General features: G+C 66.8%; 28 protein-coding genes. 10 read left to right on the forward strand and 18 right to left on the reverse strand.

The window, feature by feature from the left end:
- Positions 1–42: 42 nt before the first annotated feature.
- The 7 genes from atpG to AC1D09_RS22915 all read right to left on the reverse strand — a co-directional run bounded on the left by atpG (position 43) and on the right by AC1D09_RS22915 (position 5,390).
- Complete coding sequence (gene atpG / locus AC1D09_RS22885) at positions 43–909, reverse strand: F0F1 ATP synthase subunit gamma (protein ID WP_007868957.1); 867 nt, start codon at positions 907–909, stop codon at positions 43–45.
- Positions 910–973: 64 nt separating this feature from the next.
- Entirely contained in the window at positions 974–2,527 is a 1,554-nt protein-coding gene (gene atpA, locus AC1D09_RS22890) for a F0F1 ATP synthase subunit alpha (protein ID WP_477663878.1), read from the reverse strand.
- 64 nt (positions 2,528–2,591) lie between these two features.
- On the reverse strand, positions 2,592–3,122 hold the full coding sequence (locus AC1D09_RS22895) for a F0F1 ATP synthase subunit delta (protein ID WP_007868963.1): 531 nt from the start codon (positions 3,120–3,122) through the stop codon (positions 2,592–2,594).
- A gap of 12 nt (positions 3,123–3,134) precedes the next feature.
- Positions 3,135–3,605 carry a F0F1 ATP synthase subunit B gene (locus AC1D09_RS22900; protein ID WP_477663879.1) on the reverse strand — a complete coding sequence of 157 codons (471 nt, stop codon included), beginning with the start codon at positions 3,603–3,605 and terminating at the stop codon, positions 3,135–3,137.
- Between the two features lie 74 nt (positions 3,606–3,679).
- Positions 3,680–3,943, reverse strand: a complete 264-nt coding sequence (gene atpE / locus AC1D09_RS22905) for a F0F1 ATP synthase subunit C (protein ID WP_007868969.1) — start codon at positions 3,941–3,943, stop codon at positions 3,680–3,682.
- 61 nt (positions 3,944–4,004) lie between these two features.
- Entirely contained in the window at positions 4,005–4,877 is an 873-nt protein-coding gene (gene atpB / locus AC1D09_RS22910; RefSeq protein ID WP_477663880.1) for a F0F1 ATP synthase subunit A, read from the reverse strand.
- Positions 4,878–4,889: 12 nt separating this feature from the next.
- Complete coding sequence (locus AC1D09_RS22915; protein ID WP_074578713.1) at positions 4,890–5,390, reverse strand: ATP synthase subunit I; 501 nt, start codon at positions 5,388–5,390, stop codon at positions 4,890–4,892.
- Positions 5,391–5,587: 197 nt separating this feature from the next.
- On the opposite strand from AC1D09_RS22915, the gene AC1D09_RS22920 reads away from it, so the two are divergent.
- From AC1D09_RS22920 to AC1D09_RS22950, 7 genes are all read left to right on the forward strand, one after another.
- On the forward strand, positions 5,588–6,034 hold the full coding sequence (locus AC1D09_RS22920; protein WP_477663881.1) for a DUF4149 domain-containing protein: 447 nt from the start codon (positions 5,588–5,590) through the stop codon (positions 6,032–6,034).
- Positions 6,031–6,561, forward strand: a complete 531-nt coding sequence (locus AC1D09_RS22925; protein WP_477663882.1) for a DUF2062 domain-containing protein — start codon at positions 6,031–6,033, stop codon at positions 6,559–6,561. The genes AC1D09_RS22920 and AC1D09_RS22925 overlap by 4 nt, the downstream gene beginning before the upstream one ends.
- Positions 6,562–6,634: 73 nt before the next feature.
- Positions 6,635–7,537, forward strand: a complete 903-nt coding sequence (locus tag AC1D09_RS22930; RefSeq protein ID WP_477663883.1) for a D-amino acid aminotransferase — start codon at positions 6,635–6,637, stop codon at positions 7,535–7,537.
- Positions 7,538–7,551: 14 nt separating this feature from the next.
- Positions 7,552–7,869, forward strand: coding sequence for an HP0495 family protein (locus tag AC1D09_RS22935; RefSeq protein WP_413328639.1), 318 nt, complete (start codon positions 7,552–7,554; stop codon positions 7,867–7,869).
- Positions 7,870–7,888: 19 nt separating this feature from the next.
- A complete protein-coding gene (lipB, locus tag AC1D09_RS22940; RefSeq protein ID WP_477663884.1) occupies positions 7,889–8,575 on the forward strand; it encodes a lipoyl(octanoyl) transferase LipB in 687 nt (228 codons plus the stop codon).
- A gap of 29 nt (positions 8,576–8,604) precedes the next feature.
- Entirely contained in the window at positions 8,605–9,642 is a 1,038-nt protein-coding gene (gene lipA / locus AC1D09_RS22945; protein WP_477663885.1) for a lipoyl synthase, read from the forward strand.
- Positions 9,643–9,652: 10 nt separating this feature from the next.
- The gene (locus AC1D09_RS22950) at positions 9,653–10,354 is read left to right on the forward strand and encodes a helix-turn-helix domain-containing protein (protein ID WP_477663886.1); all 702 of its coding nucleotides are present in this window, start codon (positions 9,653–9,655) and stop codon (positions 10,352–10,354) included.
- Here AC1D09_RS22950 and AC1D09_RS22955 read toward each other — a convergent pair.
- Positions 10,348–10,542 (reverse strand): hypothetical protein, encoded by a 195-nt coding sequence (locus AC1D09_RS22955; protein ID WP_007868991.1) that lies wholly within the window; start codon positions 10,540–10,542, stop codon positions 10,348–10,350. The genes AC1D09_RS22950 and AC1D09_RS22955 overlap by 7 nt on opposite strands.
- Positions 10,543–10,786: 244 nt before the next feature.
- Between AC1D09_RS22955 and AC1D09_RS22960 the strand changes: the two genes are divergently transcribed.
- Positions 10,787–11,626: a DMT family transporter gene (locus tag AC1D09_RS22960; RefSeq protein WP_477663887.1), complete on the forward strand. Its 840-nt coding sequence runs from the start codon at positions 10,787–10,789 to the stop codon at positions 11,624–11,626.
- On the opposite strand, the gene AC1D09_RS22965 is transcribed toward AC1D09_RS22960, so the two are convergent.
- Positions 11,589–13,064 carry an MFS transporter gene (locus AC1D09_RS22965; RefSeq protein ID WP_477663888.1) on the reverse strand — a complete coding sequence of 492 codons (1,476 nt, stop codon included), beginning with the start codon at positions 13,062–13,064 and terminating at the stop codon, positions 11,589–11,591. The two genes, AC1D09_RS22960 and AC1D09_RS22965, sit on opposite strands and share 38 nt — an antisense overlap.
- A 148-nt stretch (positions 13,065–13,212) precedes the next feature.
- Between AC1D09_RS22965 and AC1D09_RS22970 the strand changes: the two genes are divergently transcribed.
- On the forward strand, positions 13,213–14,118 hold the full coding sequence (locus tag AC1D09_RS22970; protein WP_477663889.1) for a LysR family transcriptional regulator: 906 nt from the start codon (positions 13,213–13,215) through the stop codon (positions 14,116–14,118).
- On the opposite strand, the gene AC1D09_RS22975 is transcribed toward AC1D09_RS22970, so the two are convergent.
- Genes AC1D09_RS22975 through AC1D09_RS22995 form a run of 5 tightly spaced genes read right to left on the reverse strand, consistent with a single transcriptional unit; the run spans position 14,115 to position 17,389 of the window.
- Positions 14,115–15,404: a sensor histidine kinase gene (locus tag AC1D09_RS22975; RefSeq protein ID WP_477663890.1), complete on the reverse strand. Its 1,290-nt coding sequence runs from the start codon at positions 15,402–15,404 to the stop codon at positions 14,115–14,117. The genes AC1D09_RS22970 and AC1D09_RS22975 overlap by 4 nt on opposite strands.
- Positions 15,401–16,087: a response regulator transcription factor gene (locus AC1D09_RS22980; RefSeq protein WP_477663891.1), complete on the reverse strand. Its 687-nt coding sequence runs from the start codon at positions 16,085–16,087 to the stop codon at positions 15,401–15,403. The genes AC1D09_RS22975 and AC1D09_RS22980 overlap by 4 nt, the downstream gene beginning before the upstream one ends.
- Before the next feature lie 33 nt (positions 16,088–16,120).
- Positions 16,121–16,486: a hypothetical protein gene (locus AC1D09_RS22985; protein ID WP_477663892.1), complete on the reverse strand. Its 366-nt coding sequence runs from the start codon at positions 16,484–16,486 to the stop codon at positions 16,121–16,123.
- Positions 16,486–16,938: a DUF4260 domain-containing protein gene (locus tag AC1D09_RS22990; protein ID WP_477663893.1), complete on the reverse strand. Its 453-nt coding sequence runs from the start codon at positions 16,936–16,938 to the stop codon at positions 16,486–16,488. Before AC1D09_RS22990 ends, AC1D09_RS22985 begins: the two co-directional genes overlap by 1 nt.
- Positions 16,931–17,389 (reverse strand): Spy/CpxP family protein refolding chaperone, encoded by a 459-nt coding sequence (locus AC1D09_RS22995; protein ID WP_477663894.1) that lies wholly within the window; start codon positions 17,387–17,389, stop codon positions 16,931–16,933. Before AC1D09_RS22995 ends, AC1D09_RS22990 begins: the two co-directional genes overlap by 8 nt.
- 163 nt (positions 17,390–17,552) lie before the next feature.
- Between AC1D09_RS22995 and AC1D09_RS23000 the strand changes: the two genes are divergently transcribed.
- Complete coding sequence (locus AC1D09_RS23000; protein WP_477663895.1) at positions 17,553–18,608, forward strand: amidohydrolase family protein; 1,056 nt, start codon at positions 17,553–17,555, stop codon at positions 18,606–18,608.
- A gap of 4 nt (positions 18,609–18,612) precedes the next feature.
- Here the strand turns inward: AC1D09_RS23000 and ptsP are convergent, their stop codons facing one another.
- The 4 genes from ptsP to AC1D09_RS23020 are packed head-to-tail and all read right to left on the reverse strand — an operon-like array spanning position 18,613 to position 22,355.
- Positions 18,613–20,382: a phosphoenolpyruvate--protein phosphotransferase gene (gene ptsP / locus AC1D09_RS23005; protein ID WP_477663896.1), complete on the reverse strand. Its 1,770-nt coding sequence runs from the start codon at positions 20,380–20,382 to the stop codon at positions 18,613–18,615.
- A complete protein-coding gene (locus tag AC1D09_RS23010; RefSeq protein WP_007869021.1) occupies positions 20,379–20,648 on the reverse strand; it encodes an HPr family phosphocarrier protein in 270 nt (89 codons plus the stop codon). Before AC1D09_RS23010 ends, ptsP begins: the two co-directional genes overlap by 4 nt.
- Entirely contained in the window at positions 20,617–21,060 is a 444-nt protein-coding gene (locus AC1D09_RS23015) for a PTS sugar transporter subunit IIA (RefSeq protein WP_007869023.1), read from the reverse strand. Before AC1D09_RS23015 ends, AC1D09_RS23010 begins: the two co-directional genes overlap by 32 nt.
- Complete coding sequence (locus tag AC1D09_RS23020; RefSeq protein WP_477663897.1) at positions 21,057–22,355, reverse strand: MFS transporter; 1,299 nt, start codon at positions 22,353–22,355, stop codon at positions 21,057–21,059. Before AC1D09_RS23020 ends, AC1D09_RS23015 begins: the two co-directional genes overlap by 4 nt.
- Positions 22,356–22,357: the final 2 nt, after the last annotated feature.

Below are 22,357 nucleotides of genomic sequence, written 5' to 3' on the forward strand. Positions count from 1 at the left end.
TCCTTTTCCGTTTCTTTAAATCTTTAAATCGGGTGTGGCGGCTTAAACCGCTGCAGCACCGGCAACGATTTCCGAAAGTTCTTTCGTGATCGCCGCTTGACGCGTTTTGTTGTAAACCAGCTTGAGTTCGCCGATCACGCTGCCGGCGTTGTCGGTGGCGGCCTTCATGGCCACCATGCGGGCGGACTGCTCGGACGCCATGTTCTCGGCGACCGCCTGGTACACCAGCGCTTCCACGTAGCGAACCAGCAGGTCGTCGATCACGGTCTGCGCGTCAGGCTCGTAGATGTAGTCCCAGCCGTGCTGGTCCTTGTCGGCCTGCAGGTGCGCGGCCGTCAAAGGCAGCAGCTGCTCGACCACCGGTTCCTGGCGCATGGTGTTGATGAACTTGGTGTAGCACAGGTACACCGCGTTGATCTTGCCTTCGCTGTAAGCGTCGAGCAGCACCTTGACGGGGCCAATCAGTTTTTCCAGGTGCGGCTTGTCGCCCAGTTGCGTCGCGTGCGACACCACCTTGGCGCCGACCCGGTTCAGAAAACCGAGGCCCTTGTTGCCGATGGCCACCGCCCGCGCGTCATGGCCGGCGGCCTGCACTTCCTTGAGCTTGGCCGTCACGGCGCGCAGCACGTTGGTGTTCATGCCGCCGCACAGACCCTTGTCGGTCGTCACCACGATGAACCCGGTGGCCTTGGCGTCGTTGGACTCCATGAACGCGTGGGTGTACTCGGGGTTGGCCTGACTCAAGTTGGCCGTGATGTTGCGGATCTTGTCGCTGTAAGGACGGGCAGCGCGCATCCGCTCCTGCGCCTTGCGCATCTTGGAGGCGGCCACCATCTCCATGGCCTTGGTGATCTTCTTGGTGTTTTCCACCGATTTGATCTTGCCGCGTATTTCCTTGCCTGCTGCCATATGGATTCCTAAGGGGTTCCTGAGGGTTGCTTAATTACCTGCTTGACGATGAGGTCAGGCGAGATCAGGCAAACGACTTCTTGAACTCGGTCACGGCCGTGTTCAGTTCAGCCTCAGCGTCCTTGTCCATGGCCTTGTTGGCTTCGAGCTTGGCCATCAGGGCCGCGTTCTTGTCCTTCAGGTAGGCGTGCAGGCCGTGTTCGAAAGCCAGGACCTTCTTGACTTCGATGTCGTCCATGAAGCCCTTGTTCACGGCGAACAGCGTGGCAGCCATGTTGGAGATCGACAGCGGCGAGTACTGGGCCTGCTTGAGCAACTCGGTCACGCGGGCACCGCGGTCCAGCTGCTTGCGGGTGGCCTCGTCCAGGTCGGAGGCGAACTGCGCGAAGGCAGCCAGTTCACGGTACTGGGCCAGGTCGGTACGGATACCGCCGGACAGGTTCTTGATCAGCTTGGTCTGGGCGGCGCCGCCGACGCGCGACACCGAGATACCGGCGTTGATCGCGGGACGGATACCGGCGTTGAACAGGCTGGTTTCCAGGAAGATCTGGCCGTCGGTGATCGAGATCACGTTGGTCGGAACGAACGCGGACACGTCGCCGGCCTGCGTTTCGATGATGGGCAGCGCGGTCAGCGAACCGGTCTTGCCTTTGACGGCACCCTTGGTGAAGTCTTCAACATACTTCTCGTTCACGCGGGCTGCGCGCTCGAGCAGGCGGCTGTGCAGGTAGAACACGTCGCCGGGGTAAGCTTCGCGGCCTGGCGGGCGGCGCAGCAGCAGCGAAACCTGGCGGTAGGCCACGGCCTGCTTGGACAGGTCGTCATACACGATCAGCGCGTCTTCGCCGCGGTCGCGGAAGTACTCGCCCATGGTGCAGCCGGAGTAGGCGCTGACGTATTGCATGGCGGCGGACTCGGAAGCCGCGGCGGCCACGACGATGGTGTATTCCATCGCGCCGGCTTGTTCCAGCGCGCGCACCACGTTCTTGATCGAGGAAGCCTTCTGGCCGATCGCGACGTAGACGCAGGAAACGCCCTTGCCCTTCTGGTTGATGATGGCGTCGATGGCCACGGCGGTCTTGCCGGTCTGGCGGTCGCCGATGATCAGTTCGCGCTGGCCGCGGCCGACGGGCACCATGGAGTCGATGGACTTCAGGCCGGTCTGCAGGGGCTGGTCGACGGATTTACGGGCGATCACGCCGGGCGCGACCTTCTCGATCACGTCGGTCATCTTGGCGTTGATCGGGCCCTTGCCGTCGATGGGCTGGCCCAGGGCGTTCACCACGCGGCCGAGCAGCTCGGGGCCGACGGGCACTTCCAGGATGCGGCCCGTGCACTTGACGGTGTCGCCTTCGGCGATGTGTTCGTATTCACCCAGGATCACGGAGCCGACCGAGTCGCGCTCGAGGTTCAGCGCCAGGCCGTAGGTGGGGGTGCCGTCGGCGGTTGCGGGGAATTCCAGCATTTCGCCCTGCATCACGTCGGACAGGCCGTGAATGCGGACGATACCGTCGGTGACGGACACCACGGTGCCCTGGTTGCGGATGTCGCTGCTGCCGGTCAGGCCTTCGATACGGCTCTTGATCAGTTCAGAAATTTCTGCGGGATTGAGTTGCATGACTCTTTCCTTCTTTCAGTATGTTGTTGGCTAAAAACCTGCGGGTGGCGCCTGAGCACCGGGCTCAGGAGATCAGCGCCACTTTCATTTGCTCTAAACGGGCTTTGACCGAGGTGTCCAGCACCTCGTCACCCACCACGACTCGCACGCCGCCTATCAGGGCCGGCTCCAGCTCAACCTGGAGGTTGAGCTTCTTGCCGAAGCGTTTTTCCAGCGTTGCCGACAGGTCGGCCAGCGCCGCGCCGTCGAGCGCGAAAGCGCTGTAGACGGTCGCGTCGGAAGAACCGCTCTGCGCGTTTTTCAGGACACGGAACTGCGCGGCGATTTCCGGCAGGACGCTGAGGCGACCGTTCTCGATCACCGTGCGCAGGAAGTTTTTCGCGGCGTCCGGCAGCTTGGTCTTGGCAACGCCCGAAATCACGTCGAACGCCTGCGCCGAAGTGACGCCGGGGTTGCCGGCGTACTGCTGCAGCTGCGCATTCGCAGCGATGGCGGCCAGCTCGTCGAGCCAGGCGGCGGTGCCGCCCAGGTCGGAGCCGGAGGCCTTGAACAGCGCTTCGGCGTAGGGACGGGCAATGGTGGCTAGTTCGGCCATGTTGATGCTCGCTTAGAGTTCGGTCTTCAGGCGGCCCAGCAAGTCAGCATGCACACCGGCATTGACTTCCTTGCGCAGAATCTGCTCGGCGCCCTTGACGGCCAGCGCAGCCACCTGCTCGCGCAGGGCTTCGCGGGCCTTCACGGCCTGCTGCTCGGCTTCGGCCTTGGCGGCGGCAATGATCTTGCTGCCTTCCTCGGTGGCCCTGGCCTTGGCTTCTTCGATCAGGGCCTGGCCCCGGCGCTCGGCTTCGGCCAGGCGCACGGCCGCTTCGTTGCGCGACTTGGCCAGCTCCTCTTCCACGCGCTTGTTGGCGACGGAAAGTTCGGATTTGGCTTTGTCGGCAGCAGCAAGGCCGTCAGCGATTTTTTGCGCACGCGCGTCCAGGGCCGCCGCGATGGGTGGCCACACAAACTTCATCGTGAACCCGACCAAAATCAGGAACACGATCAGCTGGACAATAAGGGTACCGGTAATGCTCACTGCTCATCCTTTCCCTTGGGGCCCAGCTGCAAGCCGGCCCGAAGGAATGACATTCTTGGGACTTGGGTCAATGCTTACTTGGGCAGGTTGGCGATTTGCGCCAGGAAGGGGTTGGCGGTGGCGAACCACAGCGCGATACCCGTGCCGATAATGAAAGCGGCGTCGATCAGACCGGCCAGCAGGAACATCTTGGTCTGCAGTTCGCCCATCAGCTCAGGCTGGCGTGCAGCTGCTTCGAGGTATTTGCTGCCCATGATGCCGATGCCGATACAGGCGCCGACAGCACCGAGGCCGATGATGAGGCCAGCGGCCAGAGCGACAAAACTAATAACTTCCATGATGACTCCTTAGGACTTTGGTTACGAGAGAAAAAGAAAAACGGAAAACGGGGACAACGGGTTAGTGGTGATCGTGCGCCTGGCCGATGTACACCAGCGTCAGCATCATGAACACGAAGGCTTGCAGCGTGATGATCAGGATGTGGAAAATGGCCCAGGCCGAGCCCGCGATGATGTGGCCTATGGCCAGGCCGATGCCGGTCGCCGACAGCGACCAGGCGCCGCCCATCAGGGCGATCAGCAGGAAAATCAGTTCGCCGGCATACATGTTGCCGAACAGTCGCATGCCGTGCGAGACCGTCTTGGCGACGAACTCGATGACCTGCATCAGGAAGTTGAAGGGGTACAGCGCCCAGTGGTTGCCGAAAGGCGCGGTGAACAGTTCATGGATCCAGCCGCCCAGGCCCTTGATCTTGACGTTGTAGACCAGGCAGGTGATCAGCACGCCCATGGACAGGCCCATGGTGATGGAGAGGTCGGCGGTGGGCACCGAGCGCATGTAGGCGTGGTGCGCGTCATGGCCGGCGGCGCCGTAAATCCAGGCCCAGATGACGGGCAGCAGGTCGACCGGCAGCAAATCCATGGCGTTCAGCAGGAAAATCCAGACAAACACGGTCAGGGCCAGCGGCGCGACCAGCTTGCGGCTTTCGGCGTTGTGCACGATGCCCTTGGCTTGCGCGTCGACCATTTCGACGAGGATTTCAACCGCGGCCTGGAAGCGGCCGGGAACGCCGGAGGTGGCTTTGCGGGCGGCTTTCCAGAGCAGGAAGCAACCGAGCACGCCCAGCAAGATGGTGAAAACGGTGGAATCCAGGTTGATGACGCTCAGATCGAACGGGCCAACAAGTTCCTTGTTGCGCCAGTGCGTCAGGTGGTGAACGATGTATTCACCGGCGGTTGGACCGCCATGTCCAGCAGCATTCTCAGCAGCCATTTATTGCTCGCCTCAAAGTTTATTTTTCCTGACCGCGAACAACAGCGCGAGCCAGGACGTTTTCATTGTCACCACCAGGCCGACCAGCATGGCCGGCCAACTCAGCATCGAAACCAGCCTTGGCGCGGCAAACAGCATTGCCACCGTCAAGGCGATCTTGACCATTTCCCACAAAAAGAAACCAGCCACCGCAGTGCCTGGGTTCATGGACCACACTTTGCCGGTCAAGCCGCGCGCAAACAGCGCGGCCGGAATCACCACCGCCAGCGCCCCGTAGAGCGCCGACCAGCCGGCGGACCGCTGGCCTGTCAGCGCCCAGGCGGCACATGCCACCAAAACCCCGACCACCAGTTGCCCCGCCAATACCGACCAGGGGGAGATCGACGGACTCGTTTCACGAAGCTTTTGGGCTTCTTCCCGCGTCAGGGTCTTGAAACCCTCGTCGTCCGCCTCAAGCTCATATGTAACTGCCCGGGGGACCGGGTCCGTCGCCGAATTCGCCGAATTTGTCATTCTGAAACCTACAAATTACGGGAAAGTTACAGGGGCCGCTATTAGCAAAGCCCTTGATTATACGTAGAAACCCCTGCACCCCCATAAAAAACCCCGCTCCCGGGTGAATTAGGGGCCTCTCACACCGGCGCCGGGGCTGGCGCCGGGCAGTGGTTCACAATGGGCCGGCCAACAACGCCCCACGGAAAGATCCCCCCATGCACGCCCTGATGAAATTCCTGCACCTCGCCGCCGCCATCGCCTGGCTGGGCGGGATTTCCTTCATGCTCTTCGCCCTGCGCCCCGCCGCGGCCGAACAGCTCGCGCCACCGCAGCGCCTGCCGCTGATCGTGCAGGTCCTGCGGCGCTTCTTCGTCGGGGTGTGGGCCGGCATCGCGGTCCTGCTGCTGACGGGCCTGGCCATGCTGCTGGCCGTCGGCATGAAAAGCGCGCCCACCGGCTGGCACATGATGTTCGGCCTGGGCCTTTTGATGTTCGCGCTGTTCGGCCACCTGTATTTCGGCCCCTATCGCCGCCTCAAGCAGGCCGTGGCCGCGTCCGACTGGCCCGAAGGCGGGCGCCGTGTCGGCCAGATCGCCACCCTGGCCATGGCCAATCTCGCACTGGGCGCGCTGGCGATCGCCGCCGTCATTTTTCTCGCGTGAAGAAGGCGCGGCCCGAACCCCGGAAAAAAACCGGCTGGCTGGAGCGCCTGAAGGCCTCGGTGCCGACCCGCGAGGCGCTGGCCGCCCATCCCTGGCTCAGGCCCGTGGCGCACCGCCTGCTGGACCCGCAGCTATGGCGGCTGCAGCACGAAGCCGTGGCGCGCGGCGCGGCCATAGGCATCTTCTGGGCCTTTGCCCTGCCCTTCGCACAAATCGTCGCGGCCGCCGCCCACAGCGTCTGGTGGCGCGCCAATATTCCGGTCGCCGTCGGCATCACCTTCATCACCAACCCCTTCACCGTGGGCTTCTGGCTCTGGCTGGCCTACCAGGCCGGCAGCCTGCTGCTGGACGCGCCGCCGCCGGTGCCCATGTCCGAGGGCGCGGGTGTGATCAGCTGGCTGGCTTCGTTTGGCGGGCCTGCCATACTGGGCATGGGCCTGTTCGCGCTGCTGGGTTCCGCCGCCGGCTACCTGCTGGTCAAGCTGGCCTGGCGTTTGCGCATCTGGTTCAAGCGCCGCCGCCGCTGAACGCCGGACCCTGGACAATCGGGTATTTACGCTTCTTTCTTTTTCTTCCTTTTTTTCTTCGTTTCAAGCCACCATGACCACGCTTTCCCCCAGCCTTCCCGACACGCCCTGCTACCTGAACGGCGAATACACCCCCCTCAAGGACGCGAAGATCAGCGTGATGGACCGCGGCTTCATCTTCGGCGACGGCGTGTACGAAGTGGTGCCGGCCTACGGCGGCCGGCTGTTCCGTTTTGAGCAGCACATGGCGCGACTGGAACGCAGCCTGGCCGAGCTGCGCATCCCGAACCCGATGACGCGCGCCGAGTGGCTGGCCGTGGCCCTGAAACTGATCGCGGCCCACGCGCAATCCTCCGGGGCGCCGGCCGACAGCGGCAACCAGCTGGTCTACATCCAGCTCAGCCGCGGTGTCGCCATGCGCGACCATCCCATGCTGCCCGGCCTCACCCCCACCGTGTTCGTGATGGCCAACACCATGAAGCTGCCCGGCGCGCAGCAGCGCGATGCCGGCGTGGCCTGCGTGACGGCCGACGACTTCCGCTGGGAAAAAGCCCACATCAAAAGCACCAGCCTGCTGGGCGCGGTGTTCGCGCGCCAGATCAGCGTCGATGCCGGCGCGGTGGAGACCGTGATGTTTCGCGGCGAGTACCTCAGCGAAGCAGCTTCGAGCAATGTCTGGATCGTCAAGGACGGCAAGGTGCTGGGCCCGCCCAAGGACAACCTGGTGCTCGAAGGCATACGCTTCGGCCTCATCGAGGAAATCTGCCGCGCCGCCGGCATCCCCTTTGAGCTGCGCCGCATCACGCGCGCCGAGGTGCTGGCGGCCGACGAGGTTTTGCTGTCATCGGCCACCAAGGAAGTGCTGCCGGTCACCCTGCTGGACGGCCAGCCCGTGGGCCACGGGCTGGAAAAGGGCAAGCCCGGCCCCATCTATGCCAAGCTGTACGCCCAATACCAGCGCGCCAAACAGGCCTGAAAGGACCCCTTGTAATGACCACATCGCCCGACACCCCGAAAATCATCGGAGTCCCCGGCTCCGAGCCTTCGCGCCAGGAGTCGCTGATCGAATACCCCTCGCAGTTCCCCATCAAGGTCATGGGCCACAAGGTCGACGGGCTGGTCGCCGCCATCACCTCGGTGGCGCACCAGTTCGACCCGAACTTCGACGCCTCCACCATAGAGCTGCGCGAAAGCAAGGGCGGCAAATACCTGGGCGTCACCGTCACTGTCACCGCCACCAGCCGCGAACAGCTCGACGAGCTTTACCGCACGCTGTCCACGCATCCCATGGTCAAGGTGGTCCTCTAGGCCACGATAGCGCCGCAAAATGCAGGCAGAACCACGCTACCTGGGCCGGGTCGACTACCTACCCACCTACGAAGCCATGCAGGCCTTCACGGCCGCCCGCCACCCGGGCGCCGATGAGGGCGAGCCCGACCAGCTGTGGATTTGCGAGCACCCGCCGGTCTATACCCAGGGCCTGGCGGGCAAGCCCGACCATGTGCTCAATCCCGGCGCCATCCCGGTGGTACAGACCAACCGCGGCGGCCAGGTGACTTACCACGGCCCCGGCCAGGTCGTGGCCTATCCGCTCATGGACTTGAAGCGCGCCGGCTACTACGTCAAGGAATACGTCTACCGCATCGAAGAATCCGTCATCAAGACCCTGGCGCACTTCGGCGTCACCGGCCACCGCGTGGCCGGCTCGCCCGGCATTTATGTGCGCCTGGACGACCCGGCCTCGCACGCCGCACTGACCGGCCCGCTGCACCCTGCCGACCCGTTTCGCGGCCTGGGCAAGATCGCGGCGCTGGGCATCAAGGTCAGCCGGCACTGCACCTACCACGGCGTGGCGCTCAATGTGGCCATGGACCTGGAACCCTTCTCGCGCATCAACCCTTGCGGTTACGTAGGACTGCAAACCACAGACCTTTCTACAATCGGGGTATCGGCAAGCTGGCAGGAAGCCGCGGATGTGCTGGGCCGCAAGCTCGCCACCTACCTGGCGCCCTGAGCCACCTGCCGCCAACACGAAACACATTCATGAGCACACCCGACCCCCTCCAAACCACGGCCAACCCCGTGGTCCGCGAAGTCCAGGCCCTGGAAGGCTACAACCCGCTGGCCAAACAAAAGGCCGCGGCCAAGCTCTCGCGCATCCCCGTCAAGGTGGTGCAGGGCGAAATGCTCAAGAAGCCCGACTGGATTCGCGTCAAGGCCGGCAGCCCGACCACGCGCTTTTACGAGATCAAGCAGATCCTGCGCGAGAACAAGCTCAACACCGTCTGCGAAGAAGCCAGCTGCCCCAATATCGGCGAATGTTTCGGCAAGGGCACGGCCACCTTCATGATCATGGGCGACAAATGCACGCGCCGCTGCCCCTTCTGCGACGTGGGCCACGGCCGGCCCGACCCGCTGGACGTCAACGAGCCACTGAACCTGGCGAAAACCATCGCGGCGCTGAAGCTCAAGTACGTGGTGATCACCAGCGTGGACCGCGACGACCTGCGCGACGGCGGCAGCGGCCATTTTGTCGAATGCATCCAGAAAATCCGCGAGCTCTCGCCCGCCACCACGATTGAAATCCTGGTGCCCGACTTCCGCGGCCGCGACGACCGCGCGCTTGAGATCCTGAAAGCCGCGCCGCCCGACGTGATGAACCACAACCTGGAAACCGCGCCGCGCCTCTACAAAGAAGCGCGCCCCGGCAGCGACTACGCCTTCAGCCTCAACCTGCTCAAGAAGTTCAAGGCCCTGCATCCCGAGGTGCCGACCAAGAGCGGCATCATGGTCGGCCTGGGCGAGACCGACGAGGAAATCCTGCAGGTGATGCGCGACATGCGCGCCCACAACATCGACATGCTGACCATAGGCCAGTACCTCGCGCCTTCGACCAGCCACCTGCCGGTGCGCCGCTACGTGCACCCCGACACCTTCAAAATGTTCGAAGAGGAAGCCTACAAGATGGGCTTTACCCACGCCGCCGTGGGCGCCATGGTGCGCAGCAGCTACCATGCCGACCAGCAGGCCCACGCCGCCGGCGTGGCCGACAAGGCCGACGCGGCTGCCGCCGCCCTTTGATCCACGGAGCATGAACGCGCCGCAAGGCTCCCTGTCGCTGCGCCGCTACGGTGCTTCCCACGGCAGCCATGCGCACCCGCATTTCCAGGTCTTGCTGGGCCTGGACGGCGTGCTCGAACTCGAAGTGCGGGGGCGCGGGCGCCGCGTCGCGGCCGGCCAGGGCTGCGTGATCGCGCCCGGCGAGCACCACGACTTTGAATCGCGCGAAGGCAGCCGCTGCATCGTGCTGGACACCCCGCATACCGGCTGGGCGCGCTGCGCCGCCGACCCGACCCATGCCGCGCAGGCCCTGGCCCTGGGCAACTACCTGGCCCATGCGCTGCAGCAGCGCGGCAGCCTGGCCCAGCACTACGGCCCGGCCCTGCTGCTGGAATCCTGGCAGCCGCTGGCGCCGCACGCGCCGCGCACCACGCGCTACCGCCGCCCCATAGACTGGGAACAGCTGGCCGCCTGGACGCAGCAGCGCCTGCACGAACCGCTCAGCGTGGCGCAACTCGCTGCCCAGGTGTTTTTAAGCCCCACGCAGTTCGCCGCGCGCTGCCGGCGCGAAACCGGCCTGAGCGTGATGCACTGGCTGCGCCGGCAACGCCTGGACCTGGCCTTGCAACTGCGCGGCCGAGGCATGAGCGTGGCCGACACCGCGCTGCACTGCGGCTACCACTCGCCCTCGGCGCTGACGGCCGCCCTTAAGCGGCAGTCACAGCCTCAATAGCGGTAGGGGTTGTTGGGCCGGCGGTCGTAGCGGTCGCTGACACCGTCGCCGTCACGGTCATAACGCGGGCCCGGGCCGGGGCCGCCGCGGTAGTGCGGCCCGTTGTCGTAAGGCACGGGATAGGCTACGCAGCCCGACAAGGCCAGAAAGCCCACGAGCGAGAGCAGGAGGATGGAAAGTTTTTTCATGAGGGTCTCCTTGAGGCTGCGGGCCTCGGTGTGTTGTCAGAACATCTGCACCCTCATTGAACGCGCCAGCCGCGCCCGGGAGGTGTCCGGCACACGCCCGCCAGGTGAAACTGGTTACCGGATGTAGGCATTCCTGTAGGACGGCAGGCGCACATGGCTCTGGCACGGGCCTTGAACGTCGTTGCGCGCTGGAACAGCGTTGTTGCGCGACGATGCCAGTCGCGGCGGCTTTTATGCTCGCGGCATGCCTGCCAATCTTTATGCACTGGGCGCCATCGCCCTCTGGGCGCTGCTTGCCTCGCTCGGGGTCTCGCTCAAACATGTTCCGCCTTTTCTGCTGACCGGTGTGGCGCTGCTGGTCGGCAGCCTGCTGGCCCTGCCTTTTGTGCTGCGGGACCGCGCCTTGTGGAAGATTCCCGCCGCCACGCTGGCCCTGGGCGTCTACGGCCTTTTCGGTTTTCACTTTCTGCTCTTTATCGCGCTGCGCCACGCGCCCGCCGTCGAGGCCAACCTGGTCAACTACCTCTGGCCGCTGTTCATGGTGGTGCTGGCGCCGCTGTTTCTTCGCGGCGTGCGGCTGCGCGGCGTGCATGTGGCCGCGGCCCTGCTGGGTTTTGCCGGCGCGGCGATTGCCATCCTGGGCGCGGCCGGCGGGGCCGCCGCGAGCGGCTGGTCCTGGGGCTACCTGCCGGCGCTGGGCTCGGCCTTGATCTGGGCCAGCTACTCGCTGCTGACAAAGCGCGTGCCGGCTTTTCCCACCGCGGCCATAGGCTTGTTCGGCTTGGTGTCGGGCCTGCTCTCGCTGCTGTGCCACTGGGCGCTGGAGCCGGCGGCGGCCCTGTCGGCGCAAGACGGGCTGCTGCTGGCCGTGATGGGCCTGGGCCCGCTGGGCGCGGCTTTTTTCCTTTGGGACAAGGCCCTCAAGCTCGGCGACGCGCGGCAGATAGGCATCCTGAGCTACCTCACGCCGCTGGGCTCCACCGCGCTGCTGATGGGGGTCAGCGGCCGCGCGCTGAGCTGGAGCATAGGCCTGGCGGCGGCGATGATCATAGGCGCGGCGGTGCTGGGCACGCGGGCACGCTAGGCCGTGCCACAAGCGCGCGGCTGGCCAGCGCCAGGGCCAGCGCGACTGAGGCCAGCACGGCCGCGACCGCGAAGCTGATGCGCATGCCGCCGGCCACCGCGTCAGGGCTGGCCACCGTGATATCGCTGGCCGTCGAGGCAAAAGCGAACACCGCGCCCATGACGGAAGCCCCGGTGATCAGCCCCAGGTTGCGCGACAAATTGAGCAGGCCGGAGACCACACCGCGCCTGTCCGCCTGTACATCCACCATCACGGCAGTGTTGTTGGCCGCCTGGAACAGCTGGTAGCCCGGCGTCAGCACGGCGATGGCGGCGATATAACCCGCCAGGCCGAACAAGCCCGGCAGCACGGACAGCGCCGCCGAGCCCGCCACCATGGCGGCTAGCCCTGCGGCCACCATGGCCGGCGCGCCCAGGCGGTCGACCAGCCGGCCCGCCAGCACGCCGCTCAGCGCGGAAATCACCGGCCCCACCGATAGCACCAACCCCACCATGGCCGTGCCCAGCCCCAGCGCGCGGGACAAATAGAAAGGCCCGACCACCAGCGTCGCCATCATCACCGTGGCGACCAGCACATTCATCACCAGGCTGGCGCTCAGCATGCGGTCGCGAAACATCGCCAGCCGCAGCAGCGGCGACGCGACCCGCGACTGGGCCAACACAAACAGGGCCGCGCCCAGGGCCGCCGCCAGCAACAGCGCGATATTGAGCGAACCGAAACTGCCGCGCCCCAGGGTCACGGCCAGCGCATAGGCCGCGAGCGCCAGGGCCAGCAGCAGCGTGCCCAGCGCATCAAAACCGGCTTTGCCGTTTTTTTCGGCACCGGCCGCGCGATCCGGCGGCAGGTGGCGCCAGGCCAGGAACAAGGCCAGCAGGCCCAGCGGCAGATTGACAAAAAACAGCGCTCGCCAGCCCAGGCCGGCGATCAGCACGCCGCCCAGCGAGGGGCCCAGGGCGGTGCCCACCGCCGACATGGTGCCCAGCAGGCCCATGGCGCTGCCGGTCCTGGCCTTGGGCACCGTCTCGCCGACAAAAGCCATGGTCAGCGCCATCATCACGGCGGCGCCCAGGCCCTGCAGCGCGCGCGACGCGACCAGCAGCCCCAGGGTGGGCGCAGCGGCGCACAGCAGCGAAGCCGCCGTGAACAGGCTGATGCCGGCCAGCAGCAGGCGCCGCCGCCCGAAGATGTCGCCCAGCCGCCCGGCGCCCACGATCAGGGTGGTGATGGCCAGCAGGTAGGCCAGGACTATCCACTGCACCTCTTGAAAGGAGGCATTGAAGGCCTGCGCCAGCGTGGGCAGGCCCACATTGGCGATGCTGGTGCCCAGCGCGGACAGCAGCATGGACAGCGACAGGCTGGCCAGCGCCCAGCGAGCCGAGGGCGGCAGGGGCGGCGATGCCGTGCCGGCACCGGGTTGTGTAGGGATTGGCTTGGACATGGACTCCGCTCTCATATTTAGTTAGACAAAACCCGCAACAGGGCTGCCTGAAGCGTAGGTTTTTGCCAGTCATAGCGGAAGACGCAGCATTTGCACTTTATTCGTGCGTTTGACGCCATACCAGGCCCAAATGCGCTATGGTGCGGGCATGTCCATGCCCGATTTCAACCTGCTGGTGGTCCTCGACGTGCTGCTCGCCGAAGGCAGCGTGGCCGGGGCGGCCAGGCGTTTGCGGCTCAGCCCCTCGGCCATGAGCCGGGCGCTGGCCCGCCTGCGCGAGACCACGGGCGACCCGCTGCTGGTCAGGGCCGGGCGCGGCCTGGTTCCCACGCCCCGGGCGATTGAGCTGCGCGAGCGGGTCGGCCGGTTGGTGCAAGACGCCGAAGCCGTGCTGCGCCCCGCCGAAAAGCTGGACCTGGCCCAACTGGTGCGCACCTTCACCCTGCGCACCCGCGAAGGTTTTGTGGAAAACTTCGGGCCCGCGCTGCTGGCCCGCATAGGCGCCGAAGCGCCCGGCGTGCGCCTGTGTTTTGTGCAGAAACTCGACAAGGACAGCACAGCGCTGCGCGACGGCGACGTCGACCTGGAAACCGGTGTGATCGGCAAGGCCACCGCGCCTGAGCTGCGCGTGCAGGCCCTGTTCCGCGACCGCTTCATAGGCGTGGTGCGCCAGGGCCACCCGCTGGCCGAAGGCGAGATCACACCCGCACGTTACGCGGCCGCCAGGCACATCGCCGTCTCGCGGCGCGGCCTGGGCGCCGAGCCGGTGGACGAGGCCCTGGCGCCGCTGGGCCTGCAAAGAGAGATTGCCGCCATCGTCGGCAGTTTTTCGGCCGCGCTGGCCCTGGCCGATGCGTCCGACCTGGTCGCCAGCCTGCCCGAACGCCATACCGGCAAGCTGCGCGCCGGCATGCTGAGCTTTGCCCTGCCGGTCGCCACGCCCGAGTTCACCGTGTCCTTGCTGTGGCACCCGCGCCTGGATGCCGACCCGGCGCACCGCTGGCTGCGCGCCTGCGTGCGCGAGGTGTGTGCCGGGCAGTCAGTAGCGCTCTAGCGCCACAGCACCTGCACCGCCAGCCCCGGCGCCGCATTGCGCACCTCCAGCGCCGTGCCGTGCGCCTGCGCCACCAGCCGGCACAAGTACATGCCCAGGCCGACACCGCCGGTGGCGCGCTGGCGTGCGCCGTCGGTGCGGAAAAACGGCTCGGTCAGGTGCGCCAGCTGCGCCGGGTCCACGCCGGGGCCGAAGTCGCGCACCTCCAGCATCACGCCGCCGCCCTCCCCAGCCTGCAGCGACAGGCGCGGCGGCTGGGCCGCGCCGGCGCTGTAGCGCAGCGCGTTGTCCAGCAGGTTGCGCAGCAGCAGGCGCACGCGCATGCGGTCCAGCGCCAGCGCCGGCAGGTCGGGCGCCAGGTCCAGCACCACGGCGGCCGCCTGCGGCATGTCGGCCGCCACCTCGCGCGCCAGCGCGGCCAGGTCCACGGTCTCGCGCTGCAGGGCGGCGTGCGGGCTGGCCAGGCGTTCGCTTTCCAGCAGGTCGCTGATCAGGTCGCGCATCTCGCCGAGGTCGCGCAGCAGCGCCTCGCGCTCGCGCGGCGCGCTGCCCTCGCCCTGCACCGGCAGCAGCTCGGCATTGAGGCGCGCGCGCGTCAGCGGCGAGCGCAACTCGTGGCTCAGCGCCAGCAGCAGCCCGCGCTTGGCGTCCAGCATGGCCTTGATGTCGTGCGCCATGGTATTGATGCGCGCGGCCAGGTCGCCGAGTTCGTCGCGCCGGCGCAGCGGGATGGGCGTGTCAAACACGCCGCGGCCGAAACGCTCAGCCCCGGCGCGTATGTCGTCCAGCGGGCGCAGCAGGCGCCGCACATAGGCATAGGCGCCCACCAGCAGGCACAACAGCAGCGACAGCGTGATCCAGCCGAACATGCCGTGCGAGGGAATGGTGCCGGGGCCGAACACCACCTTGTGGCCGTCGGCCGTGGTGCGGCTGAGCCACTCGCTGGCGCGGCCGCCGAAGAACTGCCGGTCCGGGTGCGACTGCCAGTTGACCTGCGGCCCCTCTATGCGTATCGAGATCGGCAGCCGCGCCGCCAGCGCCTGCGCGCGGCCCAGGTCGGGCGGCGAGCCGAGGTCGGCCACCAGCCGGTCCATATAGTCGCTCACCAGGGGCCTGGCCGCGTCGCGCCAGCCGCTGGAAAACGCGCGCTGCATGCCGCTCATGAAGACCGCGCCCATGGCCAGCGCCAGCAGCAGGAAGACCGTGATCAGGCGCAGCCGCAGCGAATGCCCCCAGCGGCGGCGCCAGCGCTCGGGCCGCGAAGGGCGGCAGCGGTTTCGCCTCATGGCGCGCCCGGCTTGCCCACCGCCAGCGTGTAGCCGGCGTTGCGCAGCGTCTTGATGCAGTCCAGCGGCTCGAGTTTTTTACGCAGCCGGCTCACCACGATGTCGACGGCGCGTGTGTACAGCTCGGCCTCGTGGCCGCGCAGGCGGTTGAGGATGTCGTCGCGGTTGAAGACCTTGCCCGGGTCGGCCGCCAGCAGCGCCAGCAGCTCGAACTCGGTGCCGGTCAGCTCCACCTTCTCGCCCAGGCGCAGCACCTCGCGGGTTTCGAGGTTGATCGCCAGGCCCTCAAACACCCGGCGCGGACCAGCCGCCGGTGCCACGGCGCGCTGGCGCCGCAAAATGGTCTGCACGCGCGCCACCAGCTCGCGCGGCTCAAAGGGCTTGGGCAGGTAGTCGTCGGCGCCCAGCTCCAGGCCGACCACGCGGTCCATCACGTCGCCGCGCGCGGTCAGCATGATGACCGGGATGTCGCTTTCCTTGCGGATCTCGCGGCACAGCGCGAAGCCGTCCATCTCGGGCAGCATGACGTCCAGGATGGCCGCGTCGTAAGTGCCGGCGCGCAGTTTGGCCAGGCCCTCGCCGGGGCGCAGGGCGCTGTCCAGCACAAAGTCAAAACGCGCGAAGTAGGCGGCCAGCGGCGCGGCCAGGTGCTCGTCGTCGTCGATCAGGAGTATGCGGGGCATGCAACCATCATAGGGAGAAATCGCGGTTCGCCCTCAGGCGTGCGCGCGGCGCGCGAAGTACAGCCCCGCCAGCAGCAAGGCGACCAGCGCGAAGTGAAACACCAGGTCGGGCGCCGACTGCGGCCCTATGCCGACGGCGATGGTGAACAGGCCCACCAGCGTGCCCAGCAGCGCGAAGCCCTGGCCCAGCAGCGCCAGCCTGCGCGTGCGTGCGGACCACAGCAGGCTCAGGGCCCAGGTTGCCAGCAGCACCACGGCAATCACCGCCTCGGCAATGCGGGCCTGGCCATGGGCATGGCCTTGCAGCAACAGGCCGGCATGCACCATGGAGGCCGCGCCCAGCAGGCCGGCCTCCAGCAGCAGAAAACCACGCAGCATGCGCGAGGCCTGGGCAGCCATCACCATGGGTCCTGCGGTCCGAGCCGGCCCAGGTGGGTATGGCCAAAACCCGCACCGTACTTGAGGCCGTAGCCGAGCAGGCGGTCAAAGCCGATGTGCGCGCACCAGACCAGCGCCGCGGCCAGCAGCAGGGGCGAAGCACCGAGCACGCCCACGGCCAGCAGGCCGACGGCGCCTAGATAGGAATGCGCCGCGTTGTAAACCAGCGCACCCCAGCGCGGCCCGGCCAGGTAAGCCGCGAAGGACAGGTCGGGCAGCAGGAACAGCGCCGCGAACCAGCCCCAGCCCGCGCCGAACTGGGCATAGGCCGCCACCGAGGCGGCCAGCACCATCAGCCCCTCGGCGCGCAGCAGCAGGCGCACGCCGCCATTGGCGCTGCCGGGCTCCGCCGCCGCCTCGCGGCGCACGGGCCGCGCCACGCGGCCGGGCAGAAAGACCAGCGCCTCAGCCACGGTAGCCCCAGCGGCGGCCGCGCTCCATGAAGTCGCGCACTTTCTGCTGCTGCTCGGGCCGCAGGTTGTCGAAGAAGTCGGCCGCGGCGGCGATCACCTCGGGGCTGCCGGACTGCAGGGCCGCGGTTTTTTCATCGATCAGCTTTTTGGCGCCGGCCTGGTCCAGCTTGTTGCCGGCAAACAGGCCGCGAAAGGCCTCGCGCGGCTCGGTGGTGCCGCGCAAGGCGGTGCGCTGGGCCTGCAGCTTGTCGGCCAGCACGGCGAGCTTTTGTTTCTGCGCGGCGTCCAGGTCCAGGCGCGAGCCGATTTTTTCGACGATGCGGGCGCGCGCTTCGGGTGAGCCCGGATCACCATGCCAGCCGTGGCCGCCGTGCGAGCAGGCGCCCAGGCTGCCGATGATGAGCGCCCCGCCAAACAGGCCGAGCAGGGTTTTTTTGATGCGGTGTTTCATGAAGAGCCTTGCGGGAGGTGTTGAGGTTCTTCATGGTGCCCGCGCCGGGCGCGGCGGTGTTTTCGCGCCGGTTGCGGCATGTTTCGCTTTGTTTCGGCGGGGCTCTTCCCCTAAGATAGGCGGCGAGAACAAGGGCCGGGGGGCCCGAGGAGGGATCAAACACATGGATCGTCGACGTTTTCTGCAGCGCGCCGCAGCAGCACCGGCCGCCGCGCTGGCCACCCTGAGCCTGCCGGCTTTTTCACAAGCTTTGCCCGCAAGTGCCGCCGACCCGGCCGCGCGCGCCGCCTCCATCGAAGCCTGGCGGCAACGGCTGCAGGGCATGCTCGACAAGGGCCGCCTGCCCATCATCGACATGGAGGCTACCTATGTGGCCGGCACCACCAACATCCCCCAGATCATGGCCTGGATGGACGAGACCGACATTGCGCAGATCGCTTTTGCGCCGGCCTTTTCACCGGACTCCGAGCCCTCGCTGGAGCTGCACCGCCAGTACCCCGGCTATTTCATCCCCACGACCAGCAGCGGCGAGTTCCCGCGCTGGTGGAACAACCCCGACGCCTTTGTGAGCAAGGTGGCCGGCGACCTCAAGACCGGCCGTTACCACACCATGGGGGAGTACGAATTTCGCCACTACCCCTCTCCCGAGCAGGTTGAAGCCCGCAACTTCGCCCGCGACATCACCGTGCCGCTGGACGGGCCCGCGGGCCAGGCGCTGTTCCAGCTCAGCGAGGACACCGGCACGGCCTTCCAGATCCACTACGAAATCGAAGACAGCCTGCTCCCGGTGCTGGAAGGCATGCTGGCGCGCTACCCCAAGGCGCAGGTCATCTGGTGCCACCTGGGCATGGTCCGCTACCCGGAGCGCGCCAAGACCTACAACCCCGCTTACGTGGCCTCGCTGATCACACGCTTTCCCGGCCTGCATTTCGACCTGGCGGTGCCGCGTCCCGAGAACATCTACCGTCCTTCGGGCGCGCGCGACTCCACCCTCTTCCAGGGCGGGCGGCTGGGCAGCGAATGGCAGGCTTTGCTGGAGAAATTTCCCGAGCGCTTTGTGGCGGCCAGCGACTACCGGCCGCCGGTCGAATCCATGTACCGGACCACCATGGGCCGGCAACGCAACCTGATCCTGGCGCCGCTCAGCGAAGCCGCGCGCCACAAGATCGCCTATGGCAATGCCTGGCGGCTGGTGACCGGGAAGAACTGGGGCGCCTGAACGCTCAGGCGGACTGCAGCAGCGCGGCCGGGTCCTCGCTGGCCAGCACCTGTTCGGCCCAGGGCTGCAGCTTGGAGGCGTCGGCGCGCAGGATCTGCTGCTTGACCGCCAGGATTTGCGAGGGATGCATGGAAAAGCTGCGCAGGCCCAGGCCCAGCAGCAGCCGAGTCATGCCCACGTCGCCGGCCATCTCGCCGCAGACGCTCACGCCCTTGCCCTGGGCATCGCATTCGGCAATGGTGTCGGCGATCAGGCGCAGCACCGCCGGGTGGCAGGGATCGTACAGGTGCGAGACCGCCTCGTCGGCGCGGTCTATGGCCAGCGTGTACTGGATCAGGTCGTTGGTGCCTATCGACAAAAAGTCGAAGTACTTCAGGAAGAGCTTGAGCGTGAGCGCGGCCGCCGGGATTTCAATCATCGCGCCCAGGCGCACCGGGCCATAGGGCGTGCCGTTGTTGTCCAGCGTGGCGCGCGCATGGTCTATCAGCGACATGGTCTGGCGGATTTCCGTGGCGTGCGCCAGCATGGGCACCAGCAGGTTGACCTGGCCGTGCGCGGCCGCGCGCAGGATGGCGCGCAGCTGCGTGAGGAACATGGGCGGGTCCGCCAGGCTCCAGCGTATGGCGCGCAGGCCCAGCGCCGGGTTCAAATGGGTGTCCTGGGCCTTGGCATGGCGGTCCAGCGGCTTGTCCGAGCCTATGTCCACCGTGCGTATGGTCACCGGCAGGCCGTGCATGCCTTCAATCGCCTTGCGGTAGGCCTGGTACTGCTCTTCCTCGTCGGGCAGCTTGCCGCTGCGTCCCATGAACAGGAATTCGCTGCGGAACAGCCCGACGCCGACCGCGCCGGCCGTCACCGCGCCCAGGGTGTCCTCGGGCATTTCAATGTTCGCCAGCAGCTCCACGCGCTGCCCGTCCATCGTCAGTGAGGGAGTGTTCTTGAGCCGGTTCAGGCGCTGGCGCTCGAGCTCGCCCTGGCGCTGCTTGAAGCCGTACTCGGCCAGGATGATGGGCGAGGGGTCGACGATCAGCACGCCGGCGTCGCCGTCGATGATGACCCAGTCGTCCTGCTTGATCAGCTGGCTGGCGCTGCGCGCGCCCACCACCGCCGGGATGTCCATGCTGCGCGCCACGATGGCGGTGTGCGAGGTCTTGCCGCCCACGTCGGTGGCAAAACCGGCGAACAGGCTTTGCTTGAACTGCAGCATGTCGGCCGGCGACAGATCGTGCGCCACCAGCACCAGCGGCACGTCGGTGGTGTCGTCCAGCAGCAGGTCTTGCTGCGAGAGCTTGCGGCCCGCGCCCGCCTGGGCGGCCGGCTGCACCGGCGAGGCCACGCCCTTCATGTGGCGCAGGATGCGCTCGACCACTTGCTCGAGGTCGGCCTTGCGCTCGCGCAGGTACTCGTCCTCCATGTCGTCGAACTGGCGCGCGATGATTTCGTACTGCGTGGTCAGCGCCCACTCGGCGTTGTAGTGGCGGTCCACGATCCAGTGCTTGACGCCGCTGATCAGCTGCTCGTCCTGCAGCAGCATCAGGTGCACGTCCAGCAGGGCGGCCAGCTCGTGCGGCGCGTCCTTGGGCAGGTCCTGCTGCAGGCGGGTGATTTCCTCCATCACCGCATTGCGCGAAATCCGCACCCGCGTGATCTCGTCGGCCGTCTTGTCGTCCTCGATGAAATAGTGCGCCACGTCGGCGCGGCTGGAGGCGACCAGCACGGCACGGCCTATCGCGATACCCCGCGAGACGGCAAGACCGTGGACTGAAAAGGTCACTCGCCTTCTCCAAACTTGTCGGCGATCAGCGCGAGGATGGCCTCCATCGCCGCCTGCTCGTCGTTGCCGTTGGTCTCGACCTCGACGGTGCTGCCCAGGCCGGCGGCCAGCATCATGACGCCCATGATGCTTTTGGCATTGACGCGGCGCTCGCCCTTGCTCATCCAGACTTCGCAGCCGAAGCTGCCGGCGAGTTTGGTGAGTTTGGCGGAGGCGCGGGCGTGCAGGCCCAGCTTATTGCTGATGTTCGTGCTGGTCTTGATCATGGTTTCGGCGCACCTGGTTTTGCGGTGCGGTAATGGCGACCTGCATCACGCCCTGCGTGGCGCCTACGAGGGCGCGCGCCACCAGGGCGTCCAGCGACTCGTGCCGGTAGGACACGGTGCGCAGCAGCATGGGCAGGTTGATGCCGGTGATAAGTTTGGAATGAACGCCGTCGACGAGTTTTTGCGCCACGTTGCAGGGCGTGGCCCCGAAGACGTCGGCCAGCACCAGCGCATGCGAGGTGCCCAGCTGGGCCAGCATGATGCGGGCCTGGGCCAGGGTTTCCTCGGGCGGCATGTTGGGTTGCACGTCCAGCGCGGCGACGCCGGGCGCGTTGTCGGGGAAGACATGCAGCACGCACTGGCGCAGGGCGGAGGCCAGCGGGGCGTGGGCGATGATGAAGATGCCGTTCATGGGTTTTCGGGTTCCACTGAATTATCGGCGCGCACACTGAGGAAATACCCATATGAGGCGATACAACAACACAATAACACCCCCATGGCCGCCTGGAAGCTCCCCAGCGTGCCCAGGCCCAGGGCGGCGAACACGTCGATCAGCAGGCCTATGCCCCACTGCACGACAAACACGCCGGCAAAAATCATGAGGTTGTAGGCCGACAGCGCCCGCCCCGCCAGCGAGGGTTTGAAGGCCATGCCCACCGCCGGCTGCGCCAGGCCCATGACGCTGCAGCCCATGCAGAACAGCGCCCAGCCCAGCCAGCCGGTGGACGCGCCGGCCGCGATGTTAAAGGCCAGCACCGCGATGCTGACCGGCACGCCCCAGGTGATCAGCCGGGTCGCGGTCCAGCCCTGGCGCGACAGCCAGGGATTGACCATGCCCCAGCTCCAGAAGGTCAGCAGCATGGTGGCATTGATATAGAACAGGCCCGTGGCGGCCTCAAGCGGCGTGTAGCCCGCGACCTTGACCATCCAGGGGCCGGCCCACAAGGTCTGCACCGCGACCAGCCCGCCGTAGTTGAAGAAGGCCATGGGCGTCATCTTGCGGAAATAGCGGCTGCGCCAGATGGGCGCGTAACCGGACTCTTCAGCCTCCCCGGCCGGCCCCGCGGCATGGCCGGTTTTCCACACCGGCGCCACCCAGGCGATGGCCGCCATGGACAGCACAATCATGGCCGCCAGTATCCAGAACAACGGCCGCCAGCCCGTGACCGGCATCAGCCACTGCACCGGCAGGGTGGAGGCCAGCATGCCCAGCGAGCCCGTCATCAGCATCCAGGAATTGGCGCGCAAGACCGTGGCCGGCTCGAACCAGCGGCGGTAGCCGGTGAGCGGCGCCATCAGGCAGGCGCTCACGCCCATGCCCACCAGCACACGCGCCGCCAGCAGCCAGGCAAAGCTGGTCGCCAGCGAAAACGCCAGGCAACCCAGCACGGCAATGCTCAAAAAACCCAGGATCACGCGCTTGGGCCCATGGCGGTCCAGCCAGGTGCCCAGCGGCAGCTGCGTGGCGGCAAAACCCAGGAAATAACCGCCGGCCAGCAGCCCCAGGTCGCGCGCATGCAGCGAAAACTCCTGCGTCAGCACCGGCGACAAGGTGGCCGTGATGGCCCGCACCAGCGCCGAGCAAAAGTAGGCCGCGGCAAAGGCCAGGAACACAATGGCGCCCGTCCACGCATCCAGCCGGCCGGCTTCGGACGGCGCGGCCGATGCATTGCGCGCGGCGGACATAGAGGTTTGGGCGCTCGTCATTC

The sequence above is a fragment of the Polaromonas sp. P1_A2 genome (assembly GCF_056406895.1).